This window comes from Streptomyces sp. NPDC023723, assembly GCF_040639815.1.
In the GTDB taxonomy this organism is placed as follows: domain Bacteria; phylum Actinomycetota; class Actinomycetes; order Streptomycetales; family Streptomycetaceae; genus Streptomyces.
Map to the genome: position 1 here is coordinate 47,675 of NZ_JBFAAP010000017.1, position 16,536 is coordinate 64,210.

At 69.6% G+C, this 16,536-nt stretch carries 14 protein-coding genes and 2 pseudogenes; 6 read left to right on the forward strand and 10 right to left on the reverse strand.

From position 1 onward, the window contains the following. Positions 1-190 precede the first annotated feature (190 nt). From AB0G32_RS19675 to AB0G32_RS19685, 3 genes are all read right to left on the reverse strand, one after another. Positions 191-511 carry a DUF4387 domain-containing protein gene (locus AB0G32_RS19675; protein ID WP_361164340.1) on the reverse strand — a complete coding sequence of 107 codons (321 nt, stop codon included), beginning with the start codon at positions 509-511 and terminating at the stop codon, positions 191-193. Continuing rightward, positions 508-1,878 carry an acyclic terpene utilization AtuA family protein gene (locus AB0G32_RS19680; RefSeq protein WP_361164343.1) on the reverse strand — a complete coding sequence of 457 codons (1,371 nt, stop codon included), beginning with the start codon at positions 1,876-1,878 and terminating at the stop codon, positions 508-510. Before AB0G32_RS19680 ends, AB0G32_RS19675 begins: the two co-directional genes overlap by 4 nt. 188 nt (positions 1,879-2,066) lie before the next feature. After that, the gene (locus tag AB0G32_RS19685; RefSeq protein WP_361164582.1) at positions 2,067-2,681 is read right to left on the reverse strand and encodes an amino acid permease; all 615 of its coding nucleotides are present in this window, start codon (positions 2,679-2,681) and stop codon (positions 2,067-2,069) included. Here AB0G32_RS19685 and gabT point away from each other — a divergent pair. Next, positions 2,598-3,749: pseudogene (gabT, locus tag AB0G32_RS19690) on the forward strand (4-aminobutyrate--2-oxoglutarate transaminase); the annotation flags it as partial. The gene AB0G32_RS19685 and the pseudogene gabT overlap by 84 nt on opposite strands. A gap of 702 nt (positions 3,750-4,451) precedes the next feature. On the opposite strand, the gene AB0G32_RS19695 reads toward gabT, so the two are convergent. The 5 genes and pseudogenes from AB0G32_RS19695 to AB0G32_RS19715 all read right to left on the reverse strand — a co-directional run bounded on the left by AB0G32_RS19695 (position 4,452) and on the right by AB0G32_RS19715 (position 8,199). Continuing rightward, complete coding sequence (locus AB0G32_RS19695) at positions 4,452-5,030, reverse strand: transposase (protein WP_361164585.1); 579 nt, start codon at positions 5,028-5,030, stop codon at positions 4,452-4,454. A 79-nt stretch (positions 5,031-5,109) separates the two neighbouring features. Then, positions 5,110-5,235: pseudogene (locus AB0G32_RS19700) on the reverse strand (IS701 family transposase); the annotation flags it as partial. Positions 5,236-5,313: 78 nt separating this feature from the next. After that, a complete protein-coding gene (locus tag AB0G32_RS19705; RefSeq protein WP_361164346.1) occupies positions 5,314-6,843 on the reverse strand; it encodes a UDP-N-acetylglucosamine 1-carboxyvinyltransferase in 1,530 nt (509 codons plus the stop codon). A gap of 87 nt (positions 6,844-6,930) precedes the next feature. Then, positions 6,931-7,122 carry a DUF4236 domain-containing protein gene (locus AB0G32_RS19710; protein ID WP_361164349.1) on the reverse strand — a complete coding sequence of 64 codons (192 nt, stop codon included), beginning with the start codon at positions 7,120-7,122 and terminating at the stop codon, positions 6,931-6,933. Between the two features lie 174 nt (positions 7,123-7,296). Continuing rightward, positions 7,297-8,199, reverse strand: coding sequence for a helix-turn-helix transcriptional regulator (locus AB0G32_RS19715; RefSeq protein WP_361164351.1), 903 nt, complete (start codon positions 8,197-8,199; stop codon positions 7,297-7,299). Positions 8,200-8,376: 177 nt separating this feature from the next. Between AB0G32_RS19715 and AB0G32_RS19720 the strand changes: the two genes are divergently transcribed. The 5 genes from AB0G32_RS19720 to AB0G32_RS19740 all read left to right on the forward strand — a co-directional run bounded on the left by AB0G32_RS19720 (position 8,377) and on the right by AB0G32_RS19740 (position 14,829). After that, positions 8,377-9,354, forward strand: coding sequence for an aldo/keto reductase (locus AB0G32_RS19720; RefSeq protein WP_361164354.1), 978 nt, complete (start codon positions 8,377-8,379; stop codon positions 9,352-9,354). Positions 9,355-9,404: 50 nt separating this feature from the next. Beyond that, on the forward strand, positions 9,405-10,433 hold the full coding sequence (locus tag AB0G32_RS19725) for an alcohol dehydrogenase catalytic domain-containing protein (RefSeq protein WP_361164357.1): 1,029 nt from the start codon (positions 9,405-9,407) through the stop codon (positions 10,431-10,433). 75 nt (positions 10,434-10,508) lie between these two features. Further along, positions 10,509-11,360 (forward strand): aldo/keto reductase, encoded by an 852-nt coding sequence (locus AB0G32_RS19730; protein WP_361164360.1) that lies wholly within the window; start codon positions 10,509-10,511, stop codon positions 11,358-11,360. 291 nt (positions 11,361-11,651) lie between these two features. Then, positions 11,652-14,369, forward strand: coding sequence for an aconitate hydratase AcnA (gene acnA, locus AB0G32_RS19735; protein ID WP_361164363.1), 2,718 nt, complete (start codon positions 11,652-11,654; stop codon positions 14,367-14,369). Between the two features lie 334 nt (positions 14,370-14,703). Then, positions 14,704-14,829 carry a DUF397 domain-containing protein gene (locus AB0G32_RS19740; RefSeq protein WP_361164366.1) on the forward strand — a complete coding sequence of 42 codons (126 nt, stop codon included), beginning with the start codon at positions 14,704-14,706 and terminating at the stop codon, positions 14,827-14,829. A gap of 261 nt (positions 14,830-15,090) precedes the next feature. On the opposite strand, the gene AB0G32_RS19745 is transcribed toward AB0G32_RS19740, so the two are convergent. Further along, on the reverse strand, positions 15,091-15,459 hold the full coding sequence (locus AB0G32_RS19745) for a hypothetical protein (protein WP_361164369.1): 369 nt from the start codon (positions 15,457-15,459) through the stop codon (positions 15,091-15,093). A 105-nt stretch (positions 15,460-15,564) separates the two neighbouring features. Continuing rightward, positions 15,565-16,425, reverse strand: coding sequence for a helix-turn-helix transcriptional regulator (locus AB0G32_RS19750; protein ID WP_361164372.1), 861 nt, complete (start codon positions 16,423-16,425; stop codon positions 15,565-15,567). Positions 16,426-16,536: the final 111 nt, after the last annotated feature.

Sequence of the window (16,536 nt, forward strand, 5' to 3'; positions counted from 1 at the left end):
CGAATGACATCCACGACGCCGTTCGCCGAAGCCGCCGAGTTCGCCGGGGAGACGGCGCTCGTCACCGGCGCCGCACACGGCATCGGCAAGCAAAGTCATCTGGTCCGAGTCCCGCTCGGAGCACGGCCCTTCGGGCCGGTGACGCGCTCGGGAGACCGCCCCTTGCCCCAGCGGTGGCCGGCCGCTCGCACTACGGCGTGGGCAGCACCATCGTCAGCAGTGGGCCGTGCTGCTGGGCGCCGTAGACGTCGGTGTCGCCGACGCTGCCGGAGGCCAGCGGGCGCCGGAGGTTGACCTTCACGGCCTTGGCCGGGTCGTAGAAGATCGGCTCGCCGACGTCGTCCGGCGGGAGGTGGTAGAGGTCGGCGATCAGGGCACGGTTGATGGCCCGTTCGCGCTTCACCAGGTCGTACTGTTCCCGCTCGGTGAAGATGATGTCGAGGGTGAGTTCGTAGGGGCCGGTGTTCTTGCTGCGGATGACGTCGGCGAGTTCGGTCAGCGGGGCGGTCATGCGGCCTCTCCCGAGTAGTCGAGGTAGGTGACGGGGAACAGGGCGAGCGGGTCCTCGGTCCGCAGCAGGTGGTAGACGCTCCACTCGTAGACCGCGCCGGCGTGGAAGTCGGACGGGGAGTAGGGGAAGGCCAGGTTGCCGGCGGTGGACACCCGGCCGGGGTAGCCGAAGTGCAGCATGGTGGAGCGGGCGAAACCGCACAGGGTGTCGGCGAGGGACTGGGTTGGGGCCACGGCCTCGATGACGATGCCCACTTCGGGTCCGCTCGTTCCGGGATCGGGTTCGAGCGCTCCCATGCAGCCGTTCGCTCCGTAGACCCTGATGAGCAGGTCGTAGCTGTCGGCGGGGATGTCCGGGAAGTTGTCCGCGACGCGTTCGCGCACCCCCTGGGTGATCTTGTCGATCTCGCGGATGAAGTGCGGATCGCGTGCTCCGGCCACCGCCACGGTGCGGTAGCCGCGCAGCCGGGCTCCTTCCAGTTTGACGCTGAAGGGCTGTCTGACGTGGCGGGAGCCGGAGACCCGGACGCCGCGCTCGCCTTCAGGGGTGAAGACGCAGTCGCTCAGGTCGAGATAGCCGCCGGGACCGGGCAGGTGGCAGGGGTCGTCCTTCTCGTACAGGGTGTGCGCGGCGACCGAGGTGGGTGTGCAGTGCCGCTCGGGGGCGAGCGGTTCCAGGACGAAGTGGTCGCGCCGCAGGGTGCCGAGCATGCAGTCGCTGCCGCTGCCCGGCAGCGCGGCGATCGCGGCGCATTCGAGGATCTTGCTCATGTGCAGGGCCAGGCCCTCGTCGAAGCCGTGGAGCAGGGGCAGCGCGGCGAAGACGGCCGGGTCGTAGGCACGGCCCGCCAGGACGACGTCCGCGCCCGCTGCCAGCGCCCGTACCAGAGGTTCGGCACCCATCTGGGCGACCAGGTGGGTGGTGGCGTGGATGTCCTCGTCCGTCAGCCGGGGCCCGTAGCGGACCGGCGTGATCCGCCCTTCGCGCAGCGCGGCGAGCACCGTCCCGGGATCGACGTCGGCGGAGATCACAGCGACCCGCAGGCGCAGGGTGTGGTCGCGGACGATCTCGTCGACGATCTCACGTACCCATGCCAGGTGCGGGGCGGCGCCGCTGCCGCCGGCCGAGCCGATGACGACGGGGATCCTCAGCCGGCGTCCCGCCAGGATCATGCGTTCCAGGTCACGCCGTACGGCGGTCCGGTCGATGAACGACTTCCCCGCCCCCAGGTAGTACGGTCCCGGATCGCTCGATCCGGCGTCCGCCGCGATGACGTGCGGCCGACGCTCCAGCCCGGCTTCGAAGGACGCGTCGGGAAAGCCGTATCCCAGGATCGCCGTAGCCGACAGCACACGGATCTCGTCCATGACACCTTCCTCGGAGAAAACGTGGATGAGCCGCCAGGACCGCTGTGGCGACGGAGGTCACTGGCCGGGCGGGACCCGCACCGTCCGCCGGCCGCGGCCTGGCGGCGTGGGCAAGGCCGCGCCCGGAGCCGGCCGTCGTCACCGTCCGCGGGACCGGCGACTTCGTCCCGGTCCGGCGCGACGCGGAGTCAGTCGGCTACGAGGGTACGTTCACCGTTGATGACTTCCGGCGTGCGCACGAACAGCCGGGCGATGAAACCGAGGGCGGCGATGGCGGCCATGCCGATCACTACGGCCCAGGTGACGTACCAGGGTTCACCGGTGGCCCGGGGCCAGCAGAGGTTGACGACCTGGAACGCCGACCAGATCCCGGCGGCGACGGCGACCAGGGGCGTGACACGTCCCAGGCGCACCGGTCCGTAGCGCCACTCCCGCCTGGCCAAGCCGGCGATCAGGCCGGCGAGCACGAGGCTCATCGTGAGGAAGAAGCCCGTCGTCGCGCCGGAGACGAGAGTGGTGTAGACGCGGTCCGAGAACGCCGAGACGGTCACCACCGCGGCGAGGACGCCCACGGCGACGACAGCGCGAACCGGGTTGTTGTGGCGGCCCGACAGCTTCACCAGGAACCGTGACGCCGGCATCGACTCGTCCCGCGCGAAGGACCACAGCACGCGCGACACCGATGTCTGCGCCGCCAGCATCGCGGAGACGAACCCGAATCCGGCCTCGGGGTCACCGTCGTCGGCAACGCGGCCGAAGCGGTCGTACGACGCCTGACGGCCCAGGCTTCCCGATTCACGCACATCGCTTTCAGCGTCACCCCGTACGAAGGCTACGTAGAAGTAGCCGAGGCGCTGGCGGAACTCACCCCGGGCGACCACGCCAAGAAGTCGGTCCTGTTCAACAGCGGAGCCGAGGCCGTCGAGAACGCGGTCAAAATCGCCCGTGTCGCCACCGGACGGCAGGCGGTGGTCGTCTTCGACCACGCCTATCACGGCCGCACCAACCTCACCATGGCGCTCACCGCGAAGAACATACCCTTCAAGCACGGCTTCGGCCCCTTCGCACCCGAGGTCTACCGCGTTCCGGTCGCCTACCCCTACCGCTGGCCCACCGGTCCCGACAACTGCGCCCGAGAAGCAGCTGATCAGGCCATCGACCAGATCACCAAGCAGATCGGCGCGGACAACGTGGCCGCGATCATCATCGAGCCGCTGCTCGGCGAGGGCGGCTTCATCGAGCCGGCCAAGGGCTTCCTGCCCGCGATCCGGAAGTTCGCCGCCGACAACGGCATCCTGTTCGTCGCGGACGAGATCCAGTCCGGCTTCTGCCGCACCGGCCAGTGGTTCGCCTGCGAGGACGAAGGCATCGTGCCCGATCTGATCGTCACCGCGAAGGGCATCGCGGGTGGCCTCCCGCTCGCGGCGGTCACCGGCCGCGCCGAGCTCATGGACACCGTGCACCCGGGCGGCCTGGGCGGCACCTACGGCGGCAACCCCGTCGCCTGCGCCGCCGCGCTCGGCGCCATCCAGACGATGAAGGAACTCGACCTCAGGTCCCGGGCACAGCACATCGAGACCGTCCTGAAGCCCCGTCTCACGGCGCTGGCCGAGAAGTTCGAGATCATCGGCGATGTCCGCGGGCGCGGAGCGATGATCGCGATCGAGCTGGTCAAGGACCGCACGACGAAGGAACCGAACCCCGAGGCAACCGCCGCCGTGGCCAAGGCGTGTCACCAGGCCGGCGTCCTGGTGCTGACCACCGGCACCTACGCCAACGTGATCCGCTTCCTGCCGCCTCTCGTCATCGGCAATGACCTCCTCAACGACGGACTCGACGTCCTGGAAGCCGCCTTCGCTCACTCCGCCTGACCTGACCTGTCGGGCAACAGCGCTCGCCCACGCGCCCGTTCAACAGCATCGCTCGTAGCCGCCACAGGGACTGCCGGCGACCCGACCCGACCCCCAGCAGGAAGCGTGCGAATTCGCAGAATCTGGGACGCCGGGGGCCGCGAACCGGATCGCAGTCGTCGTTTCGGCGCGGCGTACGCGTGCGGGTTCCCGGCTTGGCCATGGAGCAGGGTGGAAGGTGTGCCACCGAAACGCTGAGCGGCGGCACCCGCGGTACCGCCGCTCGAACGCAGTTGACTTCGAGCATGCCGATCGCGATCAGGACCAGGGGGAGCAGGATGGGTCAAGGAGGAGCTGCCCCCGCGAGCGCGGGGACGACCTGCGCCTGGCGTTTGGCGTCGGAGAGGGACCGGAGCTACCCCCGAGCCCGCGGGGCTAGTACTGCAACGGTGCATGCCGTGACGGGTAGTCAGTTGTCGTGGGCTGTGTCCGCGCCGTTTGTAGTGGCTGGTACGGGCCTGGTGCTGTCGTCTACGGCGCCATGTCGACCAGTGGAGTGTGTGGTCGACGGGGACGGGGCAGCGGTCGGTGAGACGGGCGATCAGGCGTCTGATCTCGGCGAGGCTGAGGCGGATGAGCTGGGAGGATCCGTTTCTGCTTTGTCCGCGTCCAGTTGGCGGGCGCGCAGGACGGTCAGGCAGGCGTGGGCGGCCATGCCCAGGGTCATGTGGCGGTGCCAGCCTGGATAGCGGCGGACCTGGTAGTCGTCCAGGCCGCACTCCTGCTCCGCACTCTGGCAGCGTTCCTCCACCGCCCATCGGTCGCCGGCGACCCGGAGCAGCTGGTCCAGAGTGGTGCCGGGGTCGCACCTCGACGCGGGTCCGGTCGGAGACCCGCTGGCCGTGGGCTCCTTCGCCGCAGGAACGGCGTTTCCACTTCTGCCTCGGCGAGCTGGGAAACAGGTCGGCCACGGGGTGGTCGATCGCCCAGCGGGTGACGACGGTGTCGTGACGGGTGGTGGCCATCACGGGGAAGACGTCGGCCTGCTCGAGTTCGAACCGCCAGCCCCTTGCTGAAGCCGTAGGCGGCATCGGCCGTTACCCACCTGAACGGGATGCGGTCGGCGATGGCCACCTTCGTCTCGAAGGCGATGTCGTCGCCGATGCCGGCCCGTCGGCAGCGTTCCCGGTCGTTCGTCCAGGAGGCGGGCAGGTGCAGCCGGCGGTCGAGCAGTGTGCGTCGGCGGTCGGTGGCATAGGCGAGAAATGCGCCGATCTGGGAGTTCTCGATTCGTCCCGCGATGCCGGAGTACCGCCGCTGGCCGCTGGACCCCGGCCGAGCGGATGCTCTTCTTCAGGAAGTCGGTGTCGTCGACGATCATGACGGTGTCCTCGCTGCCGAGGTGTTCGACGACGTAGTCGCGTACGTCGTCCAGGACCTCGTCGGCGTCCCACTCGATGCGGTTCAGCAGCCGATGAAGGCGGTCGGGACCGCTGTGCCCGGCCACGCAAGTGCGTAACCGCAGGTCAGAAAGTGTTCAGGGGTGTCGTGCCCGTTGTCCCCCAGAGGCACGACACCCCACCCCTCAGATGTCCCGGAAAATCTCGATCTGCGCCCCGATCGAGTTCAGCCGCTCCGCCAGATCCTCATAACCCCGGTTGATGACATACACGTTCCGCAGTACCGACGTCCCCTCCGCCGCCATCATCGCCAGCAGGACGACCACGGCGGGGCGCAGGGCCGGTGGGCACATCATCTCGGCGGCGCGCCAGCGGGTCGGGCCCTCGACCAGGACGCGGTGCGGGTCCAGGAGCTGGAGCCGGCCGCCGAGGCGGTTGAGGTCGGTGAGGTAGATCGCGCGGTTGTCGTAGACCCAGTCGTGGATCAGGGTCTTGCCCTGGGCCGAGGCGGCGATCGCGGCGAAGAACGGGACGTTGTCGATGTTCAGGCCGGGGAACGGCATGGGGTGGATCTTGTCGATGGGCGCCTCCAGTTTGGAGGGGCGCACGGTGAGGTCGACCAGGCGGGTGCGGCCGTTGTCGGCGAAGTACTCGGGGGTGCGGTCGTGGTCGAGGCCCATCTCCTCCAGGACCGCCAGCTCGATCTCCAGGAACTCGATGGGGACCCGGCGGACCGTCAGTTCGGACTCCGTGACCACCGCGGCGGCCAGCAGGCTCATCGCCTCTACCGGGTCCTCGGAGGGGGAGTAGTCCACGTCCACGTCGATGACCGGGACGCCGTGCACGGTGAGGGTGGTGGTGCCGATGCCCTCGACCCGTACGCCCAGCGCCTCCAGGAAGAAGCAGAGGTCCTGGACCATGTAGTTGGAGGAGGCGTTGCGGATGACGGTGACGCCGTCGTGGCGGGCGGCGGCCAGCAGGGCGTTCTCGGTCACCGTGTCGCCGCGCTCGGTCAGGACGATCGGGCGGCCGGGGCGGACCGAGCGGTCGACCACCGCGTGGTACTGGCCCTCCGTCGCCGCCACGTCCAGGCCGAAGCGGCGCAGCGCGATCATGTGCGGCTCGATGGTGCGGGTGCCCAGGTCGCAGCCGCCGGCGTAGGGCAGCTTGAAGCGGTCCATGCGGTGCAGCAGCGGGCCGAGGAACATGATGATGGAGCGGGTGCGCACCGCCGCCTCGGCGTCGATCGCGGCCATGTCGAACTCGGCCGGCGGCACGATCTCCAGGTCCACGCCGTCGTTGATCCAGCGGGTGCGCACGCCGATGGAGTTCAGCACCTCCAGGAGGCGGTAGACCTCCTCGATGCGGGCCACCCGGCGCAGTACCGTGCGCCCCTTGTTGAGCAGCGAGCCGCACAGCAGCGCCACGCACGCGTTCTTGCTCGTCTTGACGTCGATGGCGCCGGAGAGGCGCCGGCCGCCGACCACCCGCAGATGCATCGGACCCGCGTAGCCCAGGGAGACGATCTCGCTGTCCAGTGCCTCGCCGATCCGGGCGATCATCTCAAGGCTGATGTTCTGGTTGCCGCGCTCGATGCGGTTGACCGCGCTCTGACTGGTGCCGAGTGCCTCCGCGAGCTGTGACTGCGTCCAGCCCCGGTGCTGCCGGGCGTCACGGATGAGCTTGCCGATGCGTACGAGGTAGTCGTCTGCCATGAGGTTGAGGCTATCTCAGATATGAGATCGCGCCTCTCCGGGGGTCCGTTCGAGTGACGAACGGGAGGCCGCCGAGGTGGCGGGCGGTCAGCGGCGCTTGGTGGTCCGGCGCCAGCCGAACGGGCCGGGCAGATCCATCGACGTCGTACGGCGTCCGGTGCTGCTGTGGGTGTGGCGGGGGCCGTTCTTGCCGCCGGTGGTGACGGACCAGGACTTCTTGTTGATGTTCAGGCGCACTCCGGGAAGTATCCGGAAACTCTTGCGGAACGTGAGCGGCATCGTGTCTCCATCCGGGTCGTGCCGGGCCACCCCGGCACAAGTCGGTTACCCCCGCTCGGCGTACTGATGGCCCCCTGGGTCATCCGGGCGGGGACGGATGCGGGGCGCACGCCACACCGGTGTCCGCTGTCAAAGCTGCTTCACAGGCCACGGCTTGGGCGGAAGCGCGTTCGGTCAGCGCCCCTCGGCCCTGGGGGCGGCAGCCGCCCGTCCGGCGGGCGCGGGCGCGGTCATGTCGAGCAGCGTCAGGGCGTCATGGTCGGTGCTGCCTGGCTCCGCGGTGTAGACGCCGATGCGCTGGCCCGGGGTGCCCTCCACGTGCAGCGACTGCGATGTGAGGGTGAGTGTGCCGACCCGAGGGTGCTGGAAGGTCTTGCGGGCGGGCTTGCGGCCAGTCACCTCATAGCGTTCCCACAGGCCCGCGAAGTCCGGGCTCTTCAGCAGGAGTTCGCCGACGAGGAGGGTGAGGTCGGGCGCGTCGGGCGCGGTGCCGGCGGTGGCGCGCAGGCGGGCGACGCACGCGGTGATCTGCCGGTCCCAGTCGGGGAACAGGTCGCGGGCCGCGGGGTGGAGGAACAGGTAGCGGGCGAGGTTGCGCTGCTTGACGGGCCAGTCCTCCAGACCCGCGTAGAGGGCGAGACCGCCGGGGTTCCAGGCGAGCATGTCCATGCTGCGGCTGATGACGTAGGCCGGGTTCGGGCGCAGGGACTCCAGCAGCAGTTTCAGGTGCGGGCGCACGGTGCGGCTGGGCGCGGGGGGTGGCCCGCCGACGTAGCGGGCCGCGCGGGCGGCGAGCTCGCGCAAGTGCTGGTGCTCCTGGTCGTCCATGCGCAGGGCGCGGGCGAGGGCGTCGAGGACGGCCGGGCTGGGGCGGGTCTCCTTGCCGCGTTCCAGGCGTACGTAGTAGTCGATGCTGATGCCGGCGAGGGTGGCGAGCTCCTCGCGGCGCAGGCCGGGGGTGCGGCGCACACCGGCACCGGGGGTGAGTCCGGCGTGTTCGGGGCTGGTCTGGGTGCGGCGGGCGCGCAGGTAGCGGCCCAGCTCGGCGCCCTCGCCGGGCGCGCTCGTCGGTGCCATGGTGCCAGTCTCGCTCTCCGGGACGCCGTCGCGCGCGGGCGAGGGGGGCCCTGCCATGCCCCCCGAAGGATCCGCCCTGCCACATCGCCGCAATCCGGACGAGGCTGAAGAGGCAGGAAGCCGACACCCGGGTGACGCTCAGGGTGTCGGGCCACGTCACGATGCGAAGAGGGCGAGATGCGGTACATCAAGCTGCGGGACCTGAAGGTTTCCCGGATCGGTCTGGGCGCCATGGGCATGTCCCACGGCTACACGGGGTCCGGAACGGACGACGCCGAGTCGATCCGGACGGTGCACCGGGCGCTGGAGCTGGGCGTCACGCTGATCGACACGGCCGAGATCTACGGCCCGTACACGAACGAGGAACTGCTCGGGCGGGCGCTGAAGGGCCGCCGGGACCAGGTGGTGCTGGCCACCAAGTTCGGTCTGGTCTCGCACGGCGGCGCGGGCGCCTGGAACCTCGACTCCTCCCCGGCGAACATCCGTACCGCGGTGGAGGGCTCCCTCAAGCGGCTCGGCACCGATCACATCGACCTGTACTACCAGCACCGGGTCGACCCGAACACCCCGATCGAGGAGACCGCCGGCGCCGTGCGGGAGCTGATCGAGGCGGGCAAGGTGCGTGCCTTCGGGCTCTCGGAGGCGGGTCCGGACACGATCCGCCGCGCCCACGCCGTGCAGCCGGTCACCGCGGTCCAGTCCGAGTACTCCCTGTTCACGCGTGGCATCGAGGAGCGCGTCCTGCCCGTGCTGCGGGAGCTGAACATCGGTCTGGTGCCGTTCTCGCCGTTGGGCCGCGGCTTCCTCACCGGCACGGTCCGCTCCACCGACCAGTTCGACGAGACCGACTTCCGGCGCGACAACCCGCGCTTCACCGGCGAGAACTTCCGGCGCAACCTGGCGCTCGCCGACGAGGTGAAGGAGCTGGCCGACGAGGCCGGCGCCACACCGGGCCAGGTGGCGCTGGCCTGGCTGCTCGCGCAGGGCGACGACATCGCGCCGATCCCCGGCACCAAGCGCGTCAGCCGGGTCGAGGAGAACTCCGCCGCGGACGCCGTCACCCTGTCCGCCGAGCAGCTGGCGCGGCTCGCCGCCCTGCCGCCCGCCGCGGGCGACACCCACACCGAGGCACAGGCCCGGATGCTCGAACGCTGACACCGCCGCCCGCGCCCCCGCCCGTCCCCCCCGTTTGGAGTAACACCCTCATGCGTGCCGCAGTGATGTACGGAGCCAACGACGTCCGGGTCGAGGACCGGCCCGACCCGAAGATCGTCCAGCCGACCGACGCGCTGGTCCGCGTGGTCGCCGCCTGTGTGTGCGGCAGCGACCTGTGGCCCTACGCCTCCATGCCCGCCACCGGCACCGGACGCCCGATGGGCCACGAGTTCCTCGGTGTCGTCGAGGAGACCGGCCCGGACGTCACCGGCCTGACGACCGGGGACCTGGTCGTCGCCCCGTTCACCTACAGCGACAACACCTGCGACTACTGCGCCAAGGGCCTGCACATCTCGTGCCGCGACGGCGGCCGGTACGGCTTCGACGGCGTCGACGGCGGCCAGGGCGAAGCCGTCCGCGTCCCGCAGGCGGACGGCACCCTGGTCAAGCTGCCGGTGGCCGCCGACTCCGTGCTGCTGCCCTCGCTCCTGGCGCTGTCGGACGTGATGACCACCGGCCACCACGGCGCCGTCACCGCCGGCATCGGCCGCGGTGACACGGTGCTCGTGGTCGGGGACGGTGCGGTCGGTCTGTGCGCGGTCATCGCCGCCCGGCGGCTCGGGGCCGAGCGGATCGTGCTCGCCGGCCGCCACCCGGCCCGCACCGACCTGGGCCGCTCCTTCGGTGCCACCGACGTCGTCGCCGAGCGCGGCGAGGAGGGCGTCGCCCGCGTCCGCGAGCTGACCGGCGGCGTGGACAAGGTCATCGAGGCCGTCGGCACCCGACCGGCCCTGGACACCGCGCTCGGCGCCGTTCTGGACGGCGGCACCATCAGCCGCCTGGGCGTGCCGCAGTACGAACAGGGACCGATCGGACCCTCCGTGTTCATGCGGAACATCACGCTGACCGGCGGCGCCAGCCCCGCCCGCGCCTACATCGAGCAACTGCTGCCCGACGTCCTGGACGGCACCATCGCCCCCGGCCGCGTCTTCGACCGCACCTACCCCCTCGACCGGACGCCGGACGCCTACCGGGCCATGGCCGACCGCCAGGTGCTCAAGGCTCTCATCCGTCCCTGAACCTGCCCCCCGTCCCTGAACCTCCCCCCCCGCTCCTGAACCCGCCCCCCCGCACACAGCAGAGGACTTCCGCTCATGCAGTACGTGACCCTGAACAACGGCGTGGAGATGCCGCTGCTCGGCTTCGGCGTCTACCAGATCCCCGCCGAGGACACCGAACGCGCCGTCTCCGACGCGCTCGCCGCCGGCTACCGCCTGCTGGACACCGCCGCCGCCTACGGCAACGAAGAAGCCGTCGGCCGTGCCATCAAATCCAGCGGCATCCCGCGCGAGGACCTGTTCGTCACCACCAAGCTGTGGCTCCAGGACGCTCCGGCCGAGGACAACACGCGCCGCGCGTTCGAGACGTCGCTGACCAGGCTGGGCCTGGACCACCTCGACCTGTACCTGATGCACCAGCCCTTCGGCGACGTCTACGGCCAGTGGCGCGCCATGGCGGACCTCTACCGGGCGGGCCTCACCAAGGCGATCGGCGTGGCCAACTTCTACCCCGACCGCCTGATCGACCTGATCGTCAACAACGAGATCACCCCGGCCGTCAACCAGATCGAGACCCACCCCTTCTTCCAGCGGGCCGGCTACCAGACCCTGATGCGCGAGCACGGCGTCCAGATCCAGTCCTGGGGCGGCTTCGCCGAAGGCAGGAACGACCTGTTCACCAACCCCCTGCTCGCCGAGATCGGCACGGAGCACGGCAAGTCCGTCGCCCAGGTCGTGCTGCGCTGGCTCACCCAGCGCGGCGTCATCGCCATCCCCAAGTCCGTACGCGCCGAGCGCATGGCCGAGAACCTCGACGTCCTCGACTTCGAGCTGACCGACGAGCAGATGGCCCGGATCGCCACCCTCGACACCGGCGGCTCCCTGTTCTTCGACCACCACGACCCGGAGATCGTCGCCTGGCTCGCCAAGCGCCGCCTGGACGCCTGAACCGGCGCTTCCCGGCCAAGGGGCGACTCGATTGACTGCCGGAGGACAACCGGGTCGAGGACAAGCAGGTCGCGGCCAACCCGGTCGAGACAACCGGGTCCGGGCATGACCGTTCCGCCCTCATGTACTAGAGTTATCTCGACATCGAGATATCTGCCGAGGCGTACTGCGGTCGCCACCCCGGCCCCACGCTAGTAAGGGTTACCTAACTTAGCCTTACCTTAGCGGATTGGCCAGGGCGGCGTGGCGGCAGGATGCGGTGGTACGCGCACATGAATGAAGGAGACTGTCGTGTCGGCGAACAGCTTCGACGCCCGCAGCACGCTGCAGGTGGGCGACGAGTCGTACGAGATCTTCCGGCTGGACAAGGTCGAGGGCTCCGCGCGCCTTCCCTACAGCCTGAAGGTGCTGCTGGAGAACCTGCTCCGTACCGAGGACGGCGCGAACATCACCGCCGACCACATCCGCGCCGTCGGCGGCTGGGACTCGCAGGCCCAGCCGTCGCAGGAGATCCAGTTCACACCGGCCCGCGTGATCATGCAGGACTTCACCGGCGTGCCCTGTGTCGTGGACCTCGCCACCATGCGTGAGGCCGTCAAGGAGCTGGGCGGCGACCCGAACAAGATCAACCCGCTCTCCCCGGCCGAGATGGTCATCGACCACTCCGTCATCGCGGACAAGTTCGGCACCAACGACGCCTTCAAGCAGAACGTCGACCTGGAGTACGGCCGCAACAAGGAGCGCTACCAGTTCCTGCGCTGGGGCCAGACCGCCTTCGACGACTTCAAGGTCGTCCCGCCCGGCACCGGCATCGTCCACCAGGTCAACATCGAGCACCTGGCCCGCGTGGTCATGGTCCGGGACGGCAAGGCGTACCCGGACACCCTGGTCGGCACCGACTCGCACACCACCATGGTCAACGGCCTCGGCGTACTCGGCTGGGGCGTCGGCGGCATCGAGGCCGAGGCCGCGATGCTCGGCCAGCCGGTCTCCATGCTGATCCCGCGCGTCGTCGGCTTCAAGCTGACCGGCGAGCTCCAGCCCGGCACCACCGCCACCGACCTGGTGCTCACCATCACCGAGATGCTGCGGGCGCACGGTGTGGTCGGCAAGTTCGTCGAGTTCTACGGCGAGGGCGTGGCGGCGACCAGCCTGGCCAACCGCGCCACCATCGGCAACATGTCGCCGGAGTTCGGCTCCACCGCCGCGATCTTCCCGATCGACGACGAGACGCTGAACTACCTGCGCCTGACCGGCCGCAGCGACCAGCAGGTCGCCCTGGTCGAGGCGTACGCCAAGCAGCAGGGCCTGTGGCTGGACCCGGCCGCCGAGCCGGACTTCTCCGAGAAGCTGGAGCTGGACCTCTCCACGGTCGTTCCCTCCATCGCCGGCCCGAAGCGCCCGCAGGACCGCATCGTCCTCGCGAACGCCGCCCAGCAGTTCGCCCAGGACGTCCGCAACTACGTGGACGACGTCGACGAAGCGGGCAAGGAGTCCTTCCCAGCCTCCGACGCCCCGGCCGTCGCCCCCAACGGCGCCCCGAGCAACCCGGTGCAGGTGACCGCCCCCGACGGCACCAGCTACGAGCTGGACCACGGCGCGGTGACGGTCGCGGCCATCACCTCCTGCACCAACACCTCCAACCCGTACGTCATGGTCGCCGCGGCCCTGGTCGCGAAGAAGGCCGTGGAGAAGGGCCTGACCCGCAAGCCGTGGGTCAAGACCACCCTGGCCCCGGGCTCCAAGGTCGTCACCGACTACTTCGAGAAGGCGGGCCTGACCCCCTACCTCGACAAGGTCGGCTTCAACCTCGTCGGCTACGGCTGCACCACCTGCATCGGCAACTCCGGCCCGCTGCCGGAGGAGGTCTCCAAGGCGGTCAACGACCACGACCTCGCCGTCACCTCGGTGCTGTCCGGCAACCGGAACTTCGAGGGCCGCATCAACCCCGACGTCAAGATGAACTACCTGGCGTCCCCGCCGCTGGTGGTCGCCTACGCGCTCGCCGGGTCCATGAAGGTGGACATCACCAAGGACGCGCTCGGCGCCGACCAGGACGGCAACCCGGTCTTCCTCGAGGACATCTGGCCCTCCGAGGCCGAGGTCAACGAGGTCGTGGCGAGCGCCATCGGCGAGGACATGTTCTCCAAGTCCTACGCCGACGTCTTCGCCGGCGACGCCCAGTGGCAGGCGCTGTCGATCCCGACCGGCAACACCTTCGAGTGGGACAGCGAGTCCACCTACGTCCGCAAGCCCCCGTACTTCGAGGGCATGACGATGGAGACCACCCCGGTCTCGGACATCTCCGGCGCCCGGGTGCTGGCCAAGCTCGGCGACTCGGTCACCACCGACCACATCTCGCCGGCCGGCGCCATCAAGGCCGACACCCCGGCCGGCAAGTACCTCACGGAGCACGGCGTCGAGCGCCGCGACTTCAACAGCTACGGCTCGCGCCGCGGCAACCACGAGGTCATGATCCGCGGCACGTTCGCCAACATCCGGCTGCGCAACCAGCTCGCGCCGGGCACCGAGGGCGGCTACACCCGCGACTTCACCCAGGCCGACGGCCCGGTGTCGTTCATCTACGACGCCTCGCGCAACTACATCGAGCAGGGCACGCCGCTCGTCATCCTGGGCGGCAAGGAGTACGGTTCCGGCTCGTCCCGCGACTGGGCCGCCAAGGGCACCGCGCTGCTCGGCGTCAAGGCCGTCATCACCGAGTCCTACGAGCGCATCCACCGCTCCAACCTCATCGGCATGGGCGTCCTGCCGCTCCAGTTCCCCGAGGGCCAGTCCGCCGGCTCGCTCGGCCTGACCGGCGAGGAGACCTTCGCCATCACCGGCGTCGAGGAGCTGAACAACGGCACCACGCCGCGCACGGTGAAGGTCACCACCGACACCGGCGTCGAGTTCGACGCGGTCGTCCGCATCGACACCCCCGGCGAGGCGGACTACTACCGCAACGGCGGCATCATGCAGTACGTGCTGCGCAGCCTGATCCGCAAGTAGGCGGCGGGGCAGGGCGGTCGAGGGCCGGGCCCTCCGGTTTCCGGAGGGCCCGGCCCGGCCCTGGTCACCCGGCCGGTTCCGGTATGGCTATCGGTCACCAGGGCCGCCTACGCTGGAATCTCGGTCACGCCAGGTGATGGCCGGTCGCCGCAGAGGTTTCCCGGTGGGGCAATTCCGGGTACTCCATGCGGTGGTGCACACCCGTCCACTAACCTGAACGGGCGCTATCCAGGCAGGTAGGGGAACCAGGGGGGCTGGGGCAGTGCATAAGGGGAAACCCTTGTGGCGCAGGAGCAGCAGGTGTGGCAACGAGAACGAGTGCGTGGAGGTCGCTGTGCGCTTGGGCAGAGTGCTGGCACGCGACTCCAAGACGCCCGCGCGTTCGTCACTGCGCTTCACCGCCTCCGCGTGGACGCACTTCCTGCATGCCGTCGTACAAGGAGAGTTGGACGGTCTGTGACGTTCTTATCCGGCCATCGGCAGGCGGTAGGGGGCCATATGAATGCCGAGGCATCCGCAGCGCAGCGATCGGGCGGCAGGCGGACCGCCGTCGTCGTCGGCGGCATCGTCACTTTCTCGGTGACGGTCGGGGCGGCCGCGACACTGGCCGCGGCCATCGCGTCCATGCTCGTCGACAGCGTACTCACCAAGAGGATTCTCTGGGTGACCGTGGCGGTCGCGGTGGCCGTGAGCGCGGGAGTGTGGCGCGCGGGGAACGGGTCTATGACGTCCCCACCTGGTTCTGATCGCCCTCGGTACGACTCTCGGGCGGGTTCTGCGGACTAGTGCCCCCGTGCCGCCGGGCGGAGAGCTTGCGTTTCACCCAGAAGCCCAGTCCGCCGAAAACCGGGGTCAGCAGGAAGGTGCCCAGCGCGGTGCCGATCCTGGACCAGGGCAGCTTGAGGTCGCCGGCCGCGTTGATGACGAACAGCGCCGCTCCGGTCAGGACAATGAGGGCTGCGAAGGCGAACGCGCAGAGGATCGCCGTGTGTTTGCGCTTGTCCCTCGCACGGGCTCCCTCGATGGCTATGAGACGCTCCGTCTGCCCCGGGTCCTGAACGGCCTGGCTCTTCAGCTCTTCGTCGTTCATGCCGGAGCCGAAGGCTATCCGGGCTATTTCCTCAATCGTCCTGGCTATCGACCTGGAGACCACGCCGGTCCTCCCCTGCCTCTGTCAGCCCTGAGTGCCGCGGCTCTATCGGGCCTCGAGGTCCTGCTTGACGCGCTCGATCAGGTCGAGGGATTCGGTCTCGCTCAGCGCCCGCTCCGTGATCGTATGGAAGCACTCCTGATACTGGGCCAGCAGCTCCAGATTCTCACCTCCGGTCATGCTGCCGGCGGCGTGCTCCACGTACACGAGGTCGTCGTCGTCGGGAAAGCGGAGCAGTACGAAGCTGCCCAGTGTGCTGTAGTGGGCTCCGGCCTCGAAGGGCAGCACCCGGATGGTCAGGCCGTCGCGTGCGCCGAAGTCGAGGATCTGGCGCAACTGCGCCTCGAACACGGCCCTGCCGCCGATCTGCCGTCGTACCGCGGCCTCGTCCAGGACGAAGGTGGCCGCCGGCCGCCCTGACCCGTCGAACATGCGCTCCTGGCGTTCCATCCTCAAGTCCACCACGCGGCCCGTCCGTTCGGCGGTCAGCCCGCGCTCGGCGAGGAGCGCCTCCGCGTACGCGCGGGTCTGCAGATGCCCGGGGACGACGATCGGGTGGTAGGTGTCGACGGTGTGCGCGGCCCCCTCGTACCCGAGGTACTGGGCGAACTGCGGGGTGACGACGTCGTGGTAGTGGGACCACCAGCTGGGCCCCTTGCTGCCCCGGGCCGCTTCCACCAGCTCGTCCACCGTGTCGGGCTCGGTGATGTGATACAGCGCCAACAGGGCGCGCAGGTCGCTCACGGACACGCTCACCGTCCCGGTCTCCACACGGATGAGCTTCGACTGCGACCACTCCACCTGCTCAGCGGCCTCACGTTGGGTGAGCCCTGCGCCCTCCCGTGCCTTGCGCAGGGCAAGGCGCAGCTTGCGCCGGTTGAGGCTCGGGTCTACGCGGGGTGTCATCGCTGCTCCTCCGACCGTGCACGTACCCTGAGGGGGACCGGCCATGCACAGATAGTTCCTAGCGTTGAGCTCCAGTCATTATGCATGGAGCTTTCCGCATAGAGCCAAAAG

Bases quoted from the DNA above. Each gene is read 5' to 3' on its own strand.
- AB0G32_RS19675 (WP_361164340.1), bottom strand. From the start codon at position 511: ATGACCGCCCCGCTGACCGAACTCGCCGACGTCATCCGCAGCAAGAAC.
- AB0G32_RS19680 (WP_361164343.1), bottom strand. From the start codon at position 1,878: ATGGACGAGATCCGTGTGCTGTCGGCTACGGCGATCCTGGGATACGGC.
- AB0G32_RS19705 (WP_361164346.1), bottom strand. From the start codon at position 6,843: ATGGCAGACGACTACCTCGTACGCATCGGCAAGCTCATCCGTGACGCC.
- AB0G32_RS19710 (WP_361164349.1), bottom strand. From the start codon at position 7,122: ATGCCGCTCACGTTCCGCAAGAGTTTCCGGATACTTCCCGGAGTGCGC.
- AB0G32_RS19715 (WP_361164351.1), bottom strand. From the start codon at position 8,199: ATGGCACCGACGAGCGCGCCCGGCGAGGGCGCCGAGCTGGGCCGCTAC.
- AB0G32_RS19720 (WP_361164354.1), top strand. From the start codon at position 8,377: ATGCGGTACATCAAGCTGCGGGACCTGAAGGTTTCCCGGATCGGTCTG.
- AB0G32_RS19725 (WP_361164357.1), top strand. From the start codon at position 9,405: ATGCGTGCCGCAGTGATGTACGGAGCCAACGACGTCCGGGTCGAGGAC.
- AB0G32_RS19730 (WP_361164360.1), top strand. From the start codon at position 10,509: ATGCAGTACGTGACCCTGAACAACGGCGTGGAGATGCCGCTGCTCGGC.
- AB0G32_RS19745 (WP_361164369.1), bottom strand. From the start codon at position 15,459: ATGAACGACGAAGAGCTGAAGAGCCAGGCCGTTCAGGACCCGGGGCAG.
- AB0G32_RS19750 (WP_361164372.1), bottom strand. From the start codon at position 16,425: ATGACACCCCGCGTAGACCCGAGCCTCAACCGGCGCAAGCTGCGCCTT.